General features: G+C 61.1%; 17 protein-coding genes. 12 read left to right on the plus strand and 5 right to left on the minus strand.

What is annotated here, in order from left to right; genetic code table 11:
- Positions 1–10: 10 nt before the first annotated feature.
- Entirely contained in the window at positions 11–256 is a 246-nt protein-coding gene (locus AC1DXU_RS05880; RefSeq protein WP_477365483.1) for a MoaD/ThiS family protein, read from the plus strand.
- 70 nt (positions 257–326) lie between these two features.
- Here the strand turns inward: AC1DXU_RS05880 and AC1DXU_RS05885 are convergent, their stop codons facing one another.
- Together AC1DXU_RS05885 and AC1DXU_RS05890 are read right to left on the minus strand one after the other, a co-directional pair.
- Positions 327–917, minus strand: coding sequence for a YajG family lipoprotein (locus tag AC1DXU_RS05885; RefSeq protein ID WP_477365486.1), 591 nt, complete (start codon positions 915–917; stop codon positions 327–329).
- 575 nt (positions 918–1,492) lie between these two features.
- Positions 1,493–2,470 carry an AraC family transcriptional regulator gene (locus AC1DXU_RS05890; protein WP_477365489.1) on the minus strand — a complete coding sequence of 326 codons (978 nt, stop codon included), beginning with the start codon at positions 2,468–2,470 and terminating at the stop codon, positions 1,493–1,495.
- 247 nt (positions 2,471–2,717) lie between these two features.
- Between AC1DXU_RS05890 and AC1DXU_RS05895 the strand changes: the two genes are divergently transcribed.
- The 5 genes from AC1DXU_RS05895 to AC1DXU_RS05915 all read left to right on the plus strand — a co-directional run bounded on the left by AC1DXU_RS05895 (position 2,718) and on the right by AC1DXU_RS05915 (position 6,568).
- The gene (locus AC1DXU_RS05895; RefSeq protein WP_477365492.1) at positions 2,718–3,533 is read left to right on the plus strand and encodes an SDR family oxidoreductase; all 816 of its coding nucleotides are present in this window, start codon (positions 2,718–2,720) and stop codon (positions 3,531–3,533) included.
- A gap of 1 nt (position 3,534) precedes the next feature.
- Entirely contained in the window at positions 3,535–3,786 is a 252-nt protein-coding gene (locus AC1DXU_RS05900; protein WP_477365495.1) for an alpha/beta fold hydrolase, read from the plus strand.
- A 109-nt stretch (positions 3,787–3,895) separates the two neighbouring features.
- Complete coding sequence (locus AC1DXU_RS05905) at positions 3,896–4,192, plus strand: YciI family protein (RefSeq protein ID WP_475438383.1); 297 nt, start codon at positions 3,896–3,898, stop codon at positions 4,190–4,192.
- Positions 4,193–4,277: 85 nt separating this feature from the next.
- Positions 4,278–5,051 carry an SDR family NAD(P)-dependent oxidoreductase gene (locus tag AC1DXU_RS05910; RefSeq protein WP_477365498.1) on the plus strand — a complete coding sequence of 258 codons (774 nt, stop codon included), beginning with the start codon at positions 4,278–4,280 and terminating at the stop codon, positions 5,049–5,051.
- A 143-nt stretch (positions 5,052–5,194) separates the two neighbouring features.
- On the plus strand, positions 5,195–6,568 hold the full coding sequence (locus AC1DXU_RS05915) for an NAD-dependent succinate-semialdehyde dehydrogenase (protein ID WP_477365501.1): 1,374 nt from the start codon (positions 5,195–5,197) through the stop codon (positions 6,566–6,568).
- Positions 6,569–6,885: 317 nt separating this feature from the next.
- Here AC1DXU_RS05915 and AC1DXU_RS05920 read toward each other — a convergent pair whose 3' ends face one another.
- The gene (locus AC1DXU_RS05920) at positions 6,886–7,314 is read right to left on the minus strand and encodes a DOPA 4,5-dioxygenase family protein (RefSeq protein WP_477365504.1); all 429 of its coding nucleotides are present in this window, start codon (positions 7,312–7,314) and stop codon (positions 6,886–6,888) included.
- Between the two features lie 210 nt (positions 7,315–7,524).
- Here AC1DXU_RS05920 and AC1DXU_RS05925 point away from each other — a divergent pair, with 210 nt between their 5' ends.
- The 4 genes from AC1DXU_RS05925 (at position 7,525) to AC1DXU_RS05940 (ending at position 9,559) form a co-directional block, all read left to right on the plus strand.
- On the plus strand, positions 7,525–8,067 hold the full coding sequence (locus tag AC1DXU_RS05925; RefSeq protein WP_477366052.1) for a rod-binding protein: 543 nt from the start codon (positions 7,525–7,527) through the stop codon (positions 8,065–8,067).
- Between the two features lie 12 nt (positions 8,068–8,079).
- Positions 8,080–8,499, plus strand: coding sequence for a hypothetical protein (locus AC1DXU_RS05930; RefSeq protein WP_477313336.1), 420 nt, complete (start codon positions 8,080–8,082; stop codon positions 8,497–8,499).
- Positions 8,500–8,548: 49 nt separating this feature from the next.
- On the plus strand, positions 8,549–9,070 hold the full coding sequence (locus AC1DXU_RS05935; protein WP_477313338.1) for a hypothetical protein: 522 nt from the start codon (positions 8,549–8,551) through the stop codon (positions 9,068–9,070).
- Positions 9,071–9,274: 204 nt separating this feature from the next.
- Positions 9,275–9,559: an SCP2 sterol-binding domain-containing protein gene (locus AC1DXU_RS05940; protein WP_477365507.1), complete on the plus strand. Its 285-nt coding sequence runs from the start codon at positions 9,275–9,277 to the stop codon at positions 9,557–9,559.
- A 69-nt stretch (positions 9,560–9,628) separates the two neighbouring features.
- On the opposite strand, the gene AC1DXU_RS05945 is transcribed toward AC1DXU_RS05940, so the two are convergent.
- Positions 9,629–10,198, minus strand: coding sequence for a GNAT family N-acetyltransferase (locus AC1DXU_RS05945; protein WP_477365509.1), 570 nt, complete (start codon positions 10,196–10,198; stop codon positions 9,629–9,631).
- Positions 10,199–10,295: 97 nt separating this feature from the next.
- Positions 10,296–11,429: an ornithine/lysine decarboxylase gene (gene odc2, locus AC1DXU_RS05950; RefSeq protein ID WP_477365512.1), complete on the minus strand. Its 1,134-nt coding sequence runs from the start codon at positions 11,427–11,429 to the stop codon at positions 10,296–10,298.
- A 542-nt stretch (positions 11,430–11,971) separates the two neighbouring features.
- On the opposite strand from odc2, the gene AC1DXU_RS05955 reads away from it, so the two are divergent.
- Both AC1DXU_RS05955 and AC1DXU_RS05960 read left to right on the plus strand, forming a co-directional pair.
- Complete coding sequence (locus AC1DXU_RS05955) at positions 11,972–13,171, plus strand: amidase (protein ID WP_477365515.1); 1,200 nt, start codon at positions 11,972–11,974, stop codon at positions 13,169–13,171.
- A gap of 3 nt (positions 13,172–13,174) precedes the next feature.
- Entirely contained in the window at positions 13,175–14,074 is a 900-nt protein-coding gene (locus AC1DXU_RS05960) for a LysR family transcriptional regulator (RefSeq protein ID WP_477313348.1), read from the plus strand.
- Positions 14,075–14,152: the final 78 nt, after the last annotated feature.

A 14,152-nucleotide genomic window follows, 5' to 3' on the forward strand; every position in this document is an offset into this window, starting at 1 on the left:
GGTCGAGCGAATGGTCGAAGTCACCCTCTGGGGCGCGCTCGGCCAGCTCGCCGGCGGCCAGAGCAAGGTCGAGGTCGAGGCCAAGGACATAAGGGAGCTGTTCAGGAAGCTGGCTGAACAGTATCCCGGCCTCGAGCCCTGGATCGACCGCGGCATCGCGGTAGCGATCGACGGAACGATCTATCGGGATACGTGGTCGAAGAAATTGCCGCCGGGGGCGGAGATATTCTTGCTGCCGAGGCTGGCTGGCGGATAGGCAGACCGGCGATCGCGCTCGCCCGCATGGCCGGTCGATCAGGCCCGCCTCCACCGAGTTTTTTACGCCCCTACAGGCCCGCAAGGGCCTGAGCAGTAAGCAGCCGAGCTACCAAGCGGTACTGCTCTACGACGAAATCATCATTGGTGAACCAATCGGCATAGGGTGCCACGCGAACTCCCTTCGCTTCAGAATCCTTGATTTGGCTGGCGCCGGCGAACATTAACCGTTTGCCGTCCGATGAACGAACCATCTCGGCGCTGACGGTCATTGCAATCCCTCGCCCATCGCCAATTGGTACGCTCAATGCGTGGTACACGTTGATCTTCAGCCTGGCGGAGGCGCCTGATGCCGCGTCTGTTAGGCGATATCCCTTGGCAATGAGGTCTTCCTTCGCCTGACTCTCGATGAGCTCGCGCAGGTTGGTGCGCGTATCCACGACCTCCTGAAGGCGAGAAGTAGCCTCTGACACCGTGGCGGGCACCTTCCCGGAACTTTCATTTGCCTCACTTAGATTTGGGGCAAAGACAGTGGCTTTTGATAACTGCACAGGCTCCACGTAGACGAGGCCTATGGAGGCCTTGTTCTGCGGATCAATGGAGGACGTGGAGCAAGCGGTAAGCGCGACCGCGACAAAGGCAACAAGACTGCGGCGAAGCAATGGAATCTCCAAATTTTCAAAGGCGATTCGCAATACTACACAACAGGTTATTCGGAGAGTCCCGCACTCGTTACGACAAGCAGGTCGGGGTAGCGCGGACTACGATCCGACCGACGTCAGAGCAGCGAACCTCAACGACAACGTTGATGCCTTGATTCTGCGGCCTTCGACGAATGCTTACGCTTGGGTCCTTCAGTCTGCTTCCTACACGCGAGCGCGGCTCGCCCGCGTTCGAGCCCCTGAACGATCGCGGGAATGCGGTGGCGATCGGCGGGACGATCTATCGCGATACGTGGTCGAAGGAATTGCCAAAGGGTGCGGAGATTTTTCTGCTGCCGAGGCTGGCTGGGGGGGTGAGCGGAGGAGTTGCCTTCGCTATCGCGTAGCATCAAGGCCTCGAACGTCTTGGATGGGGCCGGGAGCAGTAGGGCCGCTTATGGTGAAGGGAACAACGATAGCGGACGTTGAAGCAAGACGGTGATCGATATCTCTGGGGCAAACCGAAGCAGTCCATGGGACCGTTCTACACCTCACATTTCCCCGTGAAGAAAACCGGGCTGCCGCCAGATTCCAAGTTACGGGTCACCACGAATTTCCGTTCGCACCCTTTGCGGCGTCTTTCCCGTCCATGCATGAAACGCGCGGGCAAATGAGTTGGAATCCTCAAAACCTAACAGGAACGAAATCTCCGCACTCGACATTTGCGTGGTGCGCAAATAGTGGCGCGCCAAAGAATCGCGCAAGGTGTCCAGCGTCTCCTGGAAAGTCGTCCCCTCATGGTGCAATCTGCGCTGAAGCGTGCGGGTGCTGACCCCGAGTTTTCGGCTGACCACCTGCATCGATACCTCACCGGCCGGCAATGTCTCGAGTAGCGTGCTGCGCACCCGTTCGATCATGCCGGCCGTACGATCCAGATCCGCCAATCGCTGACGCAAAGCGGGTTCGAAGAACGACCACATATAGTGGTTTTCCGTCAGGAACGGACGCTCAATGTCCGCCGTGGTGAATACAAGGGTGGCCAGTGGCGTATTGGTCACGGGCACACCGAAGTAGGACCTGTAAAGACCTGACTCTGATTCACTCTTCGGCGGCGATGGCCAACCCACGCGTAACGGCTGCACAGGACTGCGCGTCGCCAACCGCGCCAGTTGAACAAAGAACACCAGCTTGAACGCTAGAAAGACGCTTGGCGGGTGCCTGGTGTGATCCAGAAAATCGATCGTGACGATGGCTTCAGCCGCTTTGCGTTCGACCTTGATCGCCATGGGTGCGATCAGCCGCACATACTTCGCAATTCGATCGAGAGCGTTGCCCATATTGGCGCTGCACAACGCCGCGAACAGTTCTGGATCGAACCAGTCGGAAGACATCACCTTGGCAATGCGCAAGGGGGCCGGCAAATCCGGATCAACGAATTCAGCCTCAGCCCCAATTGCCTCCCAGAGCTTGAAGAAAGTCTCCGAGTCCAGGCGAACGTTTTCACGCGCAAACAAATCGCCAGGCAACTGCGCGCGCCGCAGCACAGGGGACGTCGCCAGCCCGGCGTCTTGCATCAACAGACGCCAGCCCGGCCAAACCGCGTATTCTAAGGCGGCGCCGCGCCGGCCATTCGGTGCAGATCTATTTCGATCATTCATAGTTCAATTTTATGAAGCGGATCACGCCACGACAATAGCAGATGGCGCCAAAGGGGCTGCAGCGTCAGGTTGGCGCGTTCCGCTGAAAGTTGGCGCGTTCGGCGAGTGCGGATCGCCAAGTTCGGTGGCAAATGTGCGGCCTGCTTCAGTAGAGAGACATGAAATGAGCAAGACGGTTTTGATAACGGGCGCATCGTCAGGTTTTGGCTTGATGCTTGCCAACACGCTTCACAAGCGCGGCTTTAATGTCATTGGCACCAGCCGTGATCCGGAAAAATATGCGGCAAAGGTGCCCTTCAAACTCATGCGTCTGGATATCGACGATGACAGCTCCATCCAGTCGTTCGCCGACGAGTTGTTTCAGCATGGCAAGCAACTTGATGTGTTGGTCAACAACGCCGGCTACATGCTCACAGGCATAGCCGAAGAGACCCCTATTGACCTGGGCAGACAGCAGTTTGAGACCAATTTCTGGGGCACGGTGAAGGTTACGAATGCCATTTTGCCTTACTTCCGGAGGCAAAAGAAAGGTCAGATCATCACCGTCAGCTCTGTCGTGGCCTTGATCGGCCCGCCGAACCTTTCCTACTACTCGGCCTCAAAACATGCCGTTGAAGGTTATTTCAAGTCACTACGGTTCGAACTCACTCAATTTAACATCAAAGTCAGCATGGTCGAGCCGGTCTGGTTCAAAACCAACCTCGGTCACAATGCAATCTCTTCAGTCGCCGGCAACATCGCGGACTACAATGCCTATCGCAAACAAGTACAAATTGCGACGCAGTCCGATATCGATGCGGCGGAAGAGCCCGATGCGGTCATCCATACCATCACCAAGCTTATCGGGACGAACGAGCCAAAGTTCAGCAACCCGGTGGGGAAGATGATCGGGATGATACTTTTCCTGCAAAACTACGCGCCGAAAATGTTCGAAAGCTCAATAATGAAGCGTGTGGCGACGGCCAAAGCGAGGACTTGATATGATCGAGGATCAGGCACACCCGACAGGTGAAGAGATTGCCAGCCCGTCACGTCGCAACGTTCCGATCCTGCACCTTGCCGGTGATCACGACATTTCCGGGCCGGTCGAGAATTGGTATGCCCTCAACGGCCAGCTGCCGACGATGAACATCATCACTTCCCCAAGCGCTGGCCACGCGCCGCATTTCCAATATCCGGAAATGGCCTCTGCCCAGATTGCAGCTTTCATCAAAGGCACACAGAAAGTCTGACAGCACCCGCGTCGCAGGATCATGAAGCGCGTTCTGCTCGCTATCCCCCTTTATCCGGCATCGCACGGCCGTCAAATGCTTTGCGTTGCCATCCTGCCAGGAGACAAAGATGAAGTACTACCTCTGCAAATACATACCGCCGCGTGCCGATTTTCTGACAACGTTGACCGCCGCCGAGCGTGAATGGATGGGCCAGCATGGCGCTTTCTTAAACAGGCTACTCGATCAGGGCCTTATCGTCGCCCACGGCCCCGTCATTGACGATACGGGAGGCTACGGGGTGTCGCTTTACCAAATCGCCGACGATCAAGATATCGCTGCCCTCACATCGGAAGATCCGATCGTGAAGAATGGCGTCGGCCACTATGAGCATTACACCATGCTTAGTCTCAAGGCGCGTGGCTAACATCTCCGTCTCCCAACAGACATGCACGGCTCACCAACACTCTCTGCAGGTTATCGGCTGTGACAGCCTAACTTAGGAAAACACCATGAGTACCGCACTTATAACCGGAGCCTCCAGCGGCATCGGCGCCACCTATGCGCGCCGTCTGGCCGCTCGCGGCCACGACCTTGTCCTAGTCGCTCGGGCGACCGACCGTCTAAACGGGCTGTCCGCCGAGCTACGTGAGGCGTACGACGTTAGTATCGAGGTGATCACTGCTGATCTGACCGACAGCGCTCAACTTGAACCGGTCCTGCAACGCCTTCGCGCGCACCCGCCGATCGACATACTCATCAACAATGCCGGTGCAGCGTTGAGCGGCGATTTCGCAGCTGCCGCCCCCGCAGATATGGACAAACTGATCCGGCTCAATGTTGTCGCCCCTACCTTGCTCACATCAGCTGTCATCGGCGGCATGGTCGCACGGGGGAATGGCGCGATCGTCAACATCGCGTCCGTTCTGGCACTGCTGCCCGAATACTCGCACGGCGTCTATGCGGCAACGAAGTCCTATGTGATGACCCTGACGCAGAGCCTTGCGGCCGAGGTGGCTTCGAAAGGCGTCTATGTGCAGGCTGTGCTGCCGGCCGCCACGCGAACGGAAATCTACGATCGCGCCGGTGGCGACATCAACAAGGTCCCCAACGTCATGGAAGTTGAGGATCTGGTGGATGCAGCACTCGTCGGGTTTGATCGCAAGGAACTGATCACGATCCCGCCAGTGCCCGACATTGCGGCCTGGGAGGCGTTCGAGCAGGCGCGTGGGATTCTCGCATCTGGCTTCAGCAATTCCCAGCCCGGGCCCCGCTACCGCCCCTGAACGAGGAGCGTCGGAGCCTGAGGGGTGCACCGTCGCGACTTACCTAGTTGTGCTTAAACGACCTTGAACGGAGCAGCCGCCGCGTGTGGCTCTCAGGCTTCGTTGCGCTCATGCGTCTATTTCGACACCCAAAGGAGAATTCGATGGCTTACAGATCCCTCAACCCCTTCACCGAGCAAAAAGTCCAGGAATTCACCGAACATACCGACGCCGAAGTTGAGGTGGCGCTGGCCAAGGCACACGCTCTTTTCAAGTCTGACTGGTCCACCGGCGATCGCGCGCCCCGCCTTGCGATTCTCGACAAACTCGCGGGGTTGATCACCAAGAACCGCGACAGGCTCGCCAACACGATGGCCGAGGAAATGGGCAAGCCGTTGCTCCAAGGTCAGATGGAGGCCGATCTATGTGCCGATATAGCACGGTACTATGCTGATCGAGCCACCGAGATGCTGAAGCCGCAGCCGGTCGACAGCAATGTCGGTGAAGGCTGGGTTGAGTTTCATCCTGTCGGCGTGCTGCTTGCGGTAGAGCCATGGAACTTCCCCATCTACCAGCTCATCCGTGTTGTCGCGCCGGCGATCGCGGTCGGCAATCCCGTGATCTACAAGCACGCCAGTATCGTGCCTCAATGCGCTGCCGTGTTTGCAGATTTGGTTCGTCAGGCCGGTGCACCCGAAGGCGCCGTGACCAACCTGTACATCTCTTCAGCGAAGGTTTCTGAACTGATCGCAGATGACCGGATCCAAGGTGTCGCTCTTACTGGCTCCGAAGGGGCCGGCAGCCAGGTAGGGGCGCGCGCCTCCGAGAAGCTGAAGAAATCAACCCTTGAATTGGGTGGAAGTGACGTGTTCGTGGTTCTTGACGATGCCGACCTCGGCAAGGCGGTTCAAAGTGCCGTTATCGGACGATTGGCCAATGCTGGCCAGACTTGCAGCGCAGCCAAGCGCTTCATCGTCCAGCGCTCGATCGCGGACGCCTTTACCGACGCCTTTGTTGGGGCGATGCGCGGGGCAACCATGGGCGACCCGAAGGACCCGCAAACGCTCCTCGGGCCAATGGCCTCGCGTGAAGGGCTGGACGGGCTCAGCCGTCAGGTCGAGGAAGCAGTTGCGCACGGCGCGACCGTTCTGACTGGTGGCAAGCGCGCGGACCAAACAGGATTCTTTTACGAACCGACGGTACTGACCGATGTGAACCCGGACAACCCCGCCTTCTATCAGGAGTTCTTCGGCCCGGTCGCACAGCTTTTCGTGGTCGACGACGACGATGCGGCGGTGGCGCTTGCCAATGACTCGAACTTCGGCCTCGGCGGGAGCATCTTTTCGGCAAATATCAAACGTGCGCGCAAAATGGCCTCACGGATCGAGTCAGGCATGGTGTTTATCAACATGTGGACAACGTCGCGGCCCGAGCTACCGTTCGGCGGGGTCAAGCGGTCTGGCTATGGCCGCGAACTCGGCGACGCCGGGATCAAGGAGTTTGTCAATCGCAAGCTGGTCGTCGTAAGCGCCGAGTAGGCCATCAAAGCCGTGTCAATCATGGAATGATGCCCAGGCTGATCAAATCCACGACGGCTAGTGTGAGTTCGCATGACGGCAGTTCCATCACAGATGTTCTGTGATGGAAACGACTGTTGGCGAAAGTCTACGACTGGCAACAGCCTTAGCCGAGACCGGGTGTCCTTCGCTGTCGACGACGTCCGCTTTCAGGCAGAGGCAAACAGGTGCTGCACGTCCGAAATGAGGCGCAAAGCGGCCGGTCATGCACGACTGAGCTAAACTGTATCGGAATGTGATTCCGAGGCCGAGCCCTACATTGCCGAACGCGGTGGCCCCTAAGCCCCCAGCGTCGGCTCCGTATTCACCTCCAGCGCCTCTTCCGCCTCGTCCTCCTCGCCAAGCACCTCCCCATGCACCCCCAACGCCCGGCCGATCCAGAGGGGATCAACCAGATGGTCGCGTTTGGGGTTGGTGGTGTTGGGGTGGATGAGGATGCTCAGGCCGCCATGGTTCAGCATCAGCCACGGAACGAGGGCAGCGAAAATTTCGGTGGCGAAGGAGACCTGGTACATGGCCTGCTCATGCGGGCCGACCGGCTCGTCGCGCCAATTGCCGAGCCGCACGCGAAAACGTTCGCCGATGCGCAGGCGCAGCCATTCGGCGTGCTGTCGCTCGGCCGCTCCGCCATAGTAGATATGGGCGTGGTAGCTGGCGATCTCCGCGAGGGGCCTTGGCGAGCTTGGGCTGGCAGTGTCTGCGTTCACCTCGATGGCTCCCTCGATGATTGTCGTGCAGGCAGCGTATACGCGCGACAAATGCCTGTCACTTGGACTCGAGATGCCTCGATTAACCGCCTGCATTCCGCCTCCCTCTCCCTCGCAAGCCTGCCACAAGCTTGTTGAGGCATGGTCTAGCCACGGAAAACCGGTAAAAGGCGGACTTTCTTGGCAATTTCTCCACCCAGCGACATCGTTATGGATGTGGCCCGCGCTGTCGACCCCGAAGGCATCGAGGCGGCTCGCGCGGCGTTGACCAAGCGGGCTGGCGGCGTGGCCGGGACTTTTTCGGTCGACACCGCGGCGTCGATCGATGCCGGTTCGATCCTGTCGCGCGCCACGGCTGACAAGGCCGCAGCGAACGCCGACCCGGCCAAGAAGTTCAAGAAGTTCGAGGCGATGGTGCTGCAGACCTTCATCCAGAACATGCTGCCCAAGGACACCGAAGGCGTCTACGGCAAGGGCCTGGCCGGCGACATGTGGAAATCGCAGCTTGCCGAAAGGCTCGCCGACGTCATGGCCGATCGCGGCGGCATCGGCATCGCCAAGTCGATGCTGGCCGACCATTACAAGGACGGCAAGCGCACCGTTCCGGTCGGGCCGGTTTCGGGCGGACCTGAGAAGACCGAGATCGACCAGCAGACCCGGTTGTCCACCTCGCTGGTCCAGGAACTGCAGCGCAAGGTCGCGCGGTCGATGACCGGCGACGAGACGACCATCAAAACCGACTTCAAAATCTAGACCAGGATTATCATGGCCGATTATTCCGAATTCTCTTCCAACCTGCCGGCGCGCACCACCGAAGCGCCGATCCCATTCGCGCGGCCGGGCAATCTCGCCGCCATCATCGGCCGCATCGAGGAAGCGGTCGAGGAAGAGACGGCAGGTATCCGCAGCGACACCAGTTATGACCTCAAGGCATCGAACGCCCGCAAGAGCCGCTACCTCTATGAGCTGACGCGCGCCATGAAGGGCGGCAGCGAAGCCGAATTCCTCGAGCAGCACCGCGAGGGCCTGACGCGGCTGCGCCAGAAGCTGGCAAGGAACGAGGCGGCGATCCTGGCGCACCTGAACGCCGTCAACGAGGTCGCCAATCTGTTGAAGAACGCCATTCAGCGCGCCGAAGCCGATGGCACCTATTCGGCCGGCGAATTCGGCTGGGCCAAGGCATGAACAGAACCGGTCCGGGCAGAACAGGCCCGAACAAAACTGGGAACAGCTGGTGATCAAATTCATCGCCGCCGCGATCTGGATCTGCGCCGCCACGCTCGGTGCTGTGTTCTATTCGTTCCAGGCGGCCGGCGAGGCCGGCGTCGGCGAGACACCCAAGCCGATGCTGGGCGGTCTCGACTACGTCAAGACCGACATGATCTCGGTGCCGCTGATCCGCGATTCCAGAATCGACGGCTATTTCCTCACCAAGCTCGTCTACACGGTCGAGCCCGCCGAGATAAAGAAGCTGTCGATACCGGCCGAAGCGCTGATGACCGATCAGGTCTATTCCTATCTCTATTCCAACCCGCAGATCGACTTCACCAAGAAAGAGACGATCAACCTCGACGCCTTCCGCACCGCCATCCGCGACACCATCAACACCAGAGTCGGCGCCGAACTGGTGCATGAAGTGCTGATCGACCAGGTCAACTTCCTGACCAAGGACGAGATCCGCGACAACGCCATGCGCCGCCGCAAAGACCCGGCTCCGGCTGAGGCGGAAACGCCCAAGCCTGCCGCGGAACATTGACCTGCCGCCAGCCGGATTCACTGCGCGAGAAGCTCCGTCAAATATTCGAGCCGACAAGGCTGATGGCTTGCTCCCTTCCTCATCGGAAAAATGACGCAGACAAACTGCGTTGACGTAAACGTCAACCCGAAGCTATATGCGCCAGCGATCATAAATCGCGAAGTGCCAATGCGCAGCAAACGCAACGAGACGAGGAGAACAGCCATGGGCGTTCAGGAGATTGCCGACAGGATGAGGTCGCGCGTGGCGAGCGCCGGGTTCGAGCATTCGGTGAAGTTCGACACCGGCAGCGACGGCGTCATCGTCATCGACGGCGCGACCGTTTCGAACACCGATGCGCCGACCGACTGCACCGTAAAGCTTTCGCTCGACGATCTGGATTCGTTGATCGCCGGCGACCTCAACCCGACCATGGCGTTCATGTCCGGCAAGATAAAGGTCGAAGGCGACATGACGGTCGCCATGGCGCTCAGCCAGGTGCTCGGCTGACCTCTAGGGATAACAGCAAAACGCCGCCTGAACCCTCATAAGGTCGGGCGGCGTTTTGCTTTCGACCGATCAGGCGGCGAGCGGCAGTCTCTGTGCCTTGAGCTTGCGCCCTGCCGCTCTCAGCGTGCCCCGTGCGCCCTCAAGCGCGCCGTCCGCCAGTTCCAGCGCCAGCAAGCGGTGCCGCTCATAGGGGCCGGGCATGGCGAGCCCGCCGGTCTTTGCCGCCGAGAAGCCGAACCGCCCGTAATAGGGCGCATCGCCGACCAGCAGGATCGCGGCATGACCGAGGCGCGCTGCTTCGCCGATCGCATGGCGCATCAGCGCCGAGCCGATGCCGGCGTCTTTCAGCGCCGGATCGACGGCGAGCGGGCCGAGCAGAAGCGCCGCCGCACCGCCCTCGCCCAGCTGCACATCCCACAGCCGAACGGTGCCGATAACCGCGCCCGACGCGTCGCGCGCGACAAAGGCCAGGCCTTCCGAAGGCCGGCGGCCGCGCCGCAGCTTTTCCGACGACTTCTTGCGCCGCATCGGACCCATGGCGCGATCGAGCAGCGCCTCACGCGCCGCGACATCGGCTGCGGCCTCAGCGGTGATGATGAAGGCCGGCGAGCCGGTCACGATTTCGTTTAGCATTTCCATTTCCGCGATCCTTCACGAGCGGAGCTTGTTCCACAGGCGAGCCCAAGCGGGCGACAGGCGCCCACCTGGGATGATCTGATCGGCTCCTAGCGAGCCGTCAGATCACGTAGGATCGGAGAGGCTCAAAGCCGTTGAAGGCGACTGCCGAGTAGGTGGTCGTGTAGGCGCCGGTGCCTTCGATCAGCACCTCGTCGCCGATGGTCAGCGACAGAGGCAGCGGGTACGGCGTCTTCTCGTACATCACGTCGGCCGAATCGCAGGTCGGGCCGGCGAGCACGCAAGGCGCTGTCTCCGAACCGTCATGGCGGGTGACGAGCGGGTAGCGGATCGCCTCATCCATCGTCTCGGCCAGACCGCCGAACTTGCCGATGTCGAGGAACACCCAGCGCACATTGTCGTTGGCGGCCTTCTTCGAGATCAGCACGACTTCCGACTTGATGACGCCGGCATTGCCGACCATGCCACGGCCCGGCTCGATGATGGTCTCGGGAAGCGCATTGCCGAAATGCTTGCGCAGCGCCGAGAAGATCGCCTGGCCGTAAGCCTGCGCCACCGGCACGTCCTTCAGGTAGCGCGTCGGGAAGCCGCCGCCCATATTGACCATCTTCAAGACGATGCCTTCGTCGGCGAGCGTGGCGAACACCTTCTTGGCGTCGGCCAGCGCACGGTCCCACGCCGTCAGGTCGGTCTGCTGCGAGCCGACGTGGAACGACACGCCATAGGCGTCGAGGCCGAGCGCCCTGGCATGGCGCAGCACGTCGACGGCCATGTCAGGCACGCAGCCGAATTTGCGCGACAGCGGCCATTCAGCACCTTCGCCATCGGTCAGGACGCGGCAGAACACGCGCGCGCCGGGAGCGACGCGGGCGATCTTGTCGACTTCCTCGACGCAGTCGACCGCGAACAGGCGAATGCCGAGCTGGTAGGCGCGTGCAATGTCACGCTCCTTCTTGATGGTGTTGCCGAAGGAGATGCGGTCCGCCGGCGCACCGGCGTCCATCGCCATCTCGACTTCGGCAACGGAAGCGGTGTCGAAGGACGAGCCCATCGCAGCAAGGAGGCGCAGGATTTCCGGCGCCGGGTTTGCTTTCACCGCATAGTAGATCTTGGAATCGGGCAGCGCCTTTTCGAAGGCGCGGAAATTGTCGCGCACGACATCGAGGTCGACGACGAGGCAGGGGCCGGACGGACGTCGGGTGGCGAGGAAGTCAAGGATGCGCTGGGTGGCCATCGGGGTCTCTCCATAAACGCCTTGCGGCGCGCAATAAGGCTGCGGGACGCGGGCAGTCAGCCTCGCGAACACGCGGATCAAACAAAGGCGGGACGTCAAATCATGGAACCAGCCGGTGGAGACCCCGGAACCATGAAACGCCGTCTCGCGGCGATGAACCTTGGCCTTGCCCGGCCTCGGTTCGCTTTGTCTGCCTTGGCTTGGATGGGAGACCCGTCCGCACTGCCGGCAATGAAGGTGTGCCTCTTTAGTAACCCCGGTCTTTGGACAACCGGAAGAGAACCAGAAAGGCCCGCACCGTCGTTGCTTCAAGGTGTCCTCGGGCTGGCGGTTGGCCGCTAGACCGACTGGAGGGGTTGGCTCCAGTTACCTTACCGATTTCCCTCACCATTCGAGGATCGGCGGACACCCACAGGCACGTGCGACTTTGGGCAAGCGCGATATAAGATCGAAAGATTTCACAATCAATAAAAATCGTATCGCAGGTTGTAAAATTTCCGGCATCGAACAATGCTGCGGCAACCGTATCCGGATAGCGAACGATGCCAGGCACGCACGGCCCGCTCAACGCCTTTCTCGACCTGCGCCAGATGCCTGTCGCCAATGCGGAACTAGGCCCGCTTGCCGGGCTGCGGCTCGCCGTCAAGGACATCTACGACGTTGCCGGCTACCGCACCGGCTGCGGCAATCCGAGCAAGTTCGTCGATGGCCACGCCGCCTCCAGTACCGCCGCGGCCGTGCAGATGATCCTCGACGCCGGGGCACGATTCGTCGGCAAGACGCAGACCGACGAGCTAGCCTTCTCGCTGATCGGCCAGAACGCGCATTTTCCGTTTCCGGTAAACCCGGCCGCGCCTGAGCGCGTCACCGGCGGCTCCTCGTCGGGATCGGCGGCAGCGGTCGCCGGTGGGCTTGCCGATATCGCCGTCGGCTCCGACACAGGCGGCTCGATCAGGGCGCCTGCAAGCTTCTGCGGCCTGATCGGACTGCGCACCACGCATGGCCGCATTTCGCACGAGGGCGCCATGAAGCTGGCGCCAAGCTTCGACACGTTCGGTTGGTTCGCCGACGACATCGAAACCTATGAGACGGTTGGCAAGCTGTTGCTCGGCCGCGATCCGCACCAGCAGCCGCTCAACCGCCCGCTCTCGATTGGCTGGCTGGATGCCTTCGTGGCCGGCCCCGCCGAGGCGGCCGAATATGCCAGGATGAAGGCATTGGCCGCTACCGTCATCGGCGAACCGACGCTGATGGAATACTCGTTCGCGTCCTTCCCCGACGAGCTCTACTGGTGCTTTCGCCGGCTGCAGGCCTTCGAGGCCTGGCGCGAGCATGGCGCCTGGATCGCCGGCGGCAACCGCCAGCTCGGGCCAGGCGTCGAAGAACGCTTCGGCTTCGGCCGGGCGGTCGACATCAAGACGGCGCAGGCCGAGGCGACGCGCCGCCTGACGTTCCGCACCGAACTCGCCGATCTGCTTGGCAGCCATGGCTTCCTCGTCCTGCCGACGGTGCCGGGGGCAGCTCCGCTTGCCCAGGGCGCGCCGGAACAATTGCAGTCGTATCGCGAACGGGCGCAGCATCTGCTGTGCCTTTCCGGCCTGTCCGGCTTTCCTGAGATCACGCTGCCGCTGGGCCAGATCGATGGCGCACCGTTCGGCCTTTCGCTGCTCGGCCCTTCCGGCAGCGACGTCGCCCTGATACGGCTCGGCCGTAGAATCCTCGACGCGGCACGAAAGACCTGACCCATGGACACACTGACCCGCATGCGCGCCTTCATCGACGTGGTCGAGGCCGAAGGTTTTTCAGCCGCTGCGCGCAAGATCGGTCGCTCCAAGGCGCTGCTGTCCAAATATGTGCGCGAGCTGGAGGATGAGCTTGGCGCGCTGCTCTTGAACCGCACCACCAGGCAGTTCTCGATGACCGAAGCCGGCCACACCTATTTTCGCCGCGCCTCGGAGATCGTGCGCGAGGTCGACAGCCTCGCCGATGCGGTGCGCGAATCCTCCGGCGACGTGCGCGGCCGGATCAAGCTTTCGGCACCGCGCACTTTTGCCGACGCGCCGATCGGCCAGTCGCTGATCGACTTCGCCAAGCAGCATCCCGACATTGTGCTGGATATCCATCTCGACGACCGCTTCGTCGATCTGGTCGAGGAGGGTTTTGATCTTGCGGTGCGCATTTCGCGGCTGGAAAACTCGTCGCTGATCGCCAGGCGCCTGGCGCCGTTTTCGGTGCGGCTGTGCGCTTCGCCGGAGCTTATCGCCAAGCACGGCATGCCGCTGCGGCCGCAGGATCTTGCTCGCGTGCCTTGCATCGTCGACACCAACGGCCGCTCGCTGACCAACTGGCCGTTCAAGGGCGACAATGGCGATGCGGTAAGCGTCTCGGTGTCGGGCCCGATCGAGGTCAACAGTCCGATGGCGGCAAGAGCTGCCGCCGTGTCGGGGCTGGGGTTCACCATATTGCCGGATTTCATCGCCGCGCCCGATATCGCAAGCGGCCGGCTGGTGACAGTGATGGACGACCGCATCCTGTCGGGCAGCGGTATTTTCGCCGTCTACCCGCACCGACGTTATCTGCCGGCGAAGGTTCGCGTTTTTGTCGATTTCCTGGTGCAGTGGTTCAAGACGCGCGAAGCCGCATGACCTGATACGGCCGTCAAAGCGCGTTGCGCTTTGAGTTTGTTGGGCGCGTGTCGTTATCCCAAAACCGCTTCGCACTAT

It is taken from the genome of Mesorhizobium sp. P3_A10, assembly GCF_056403175.1.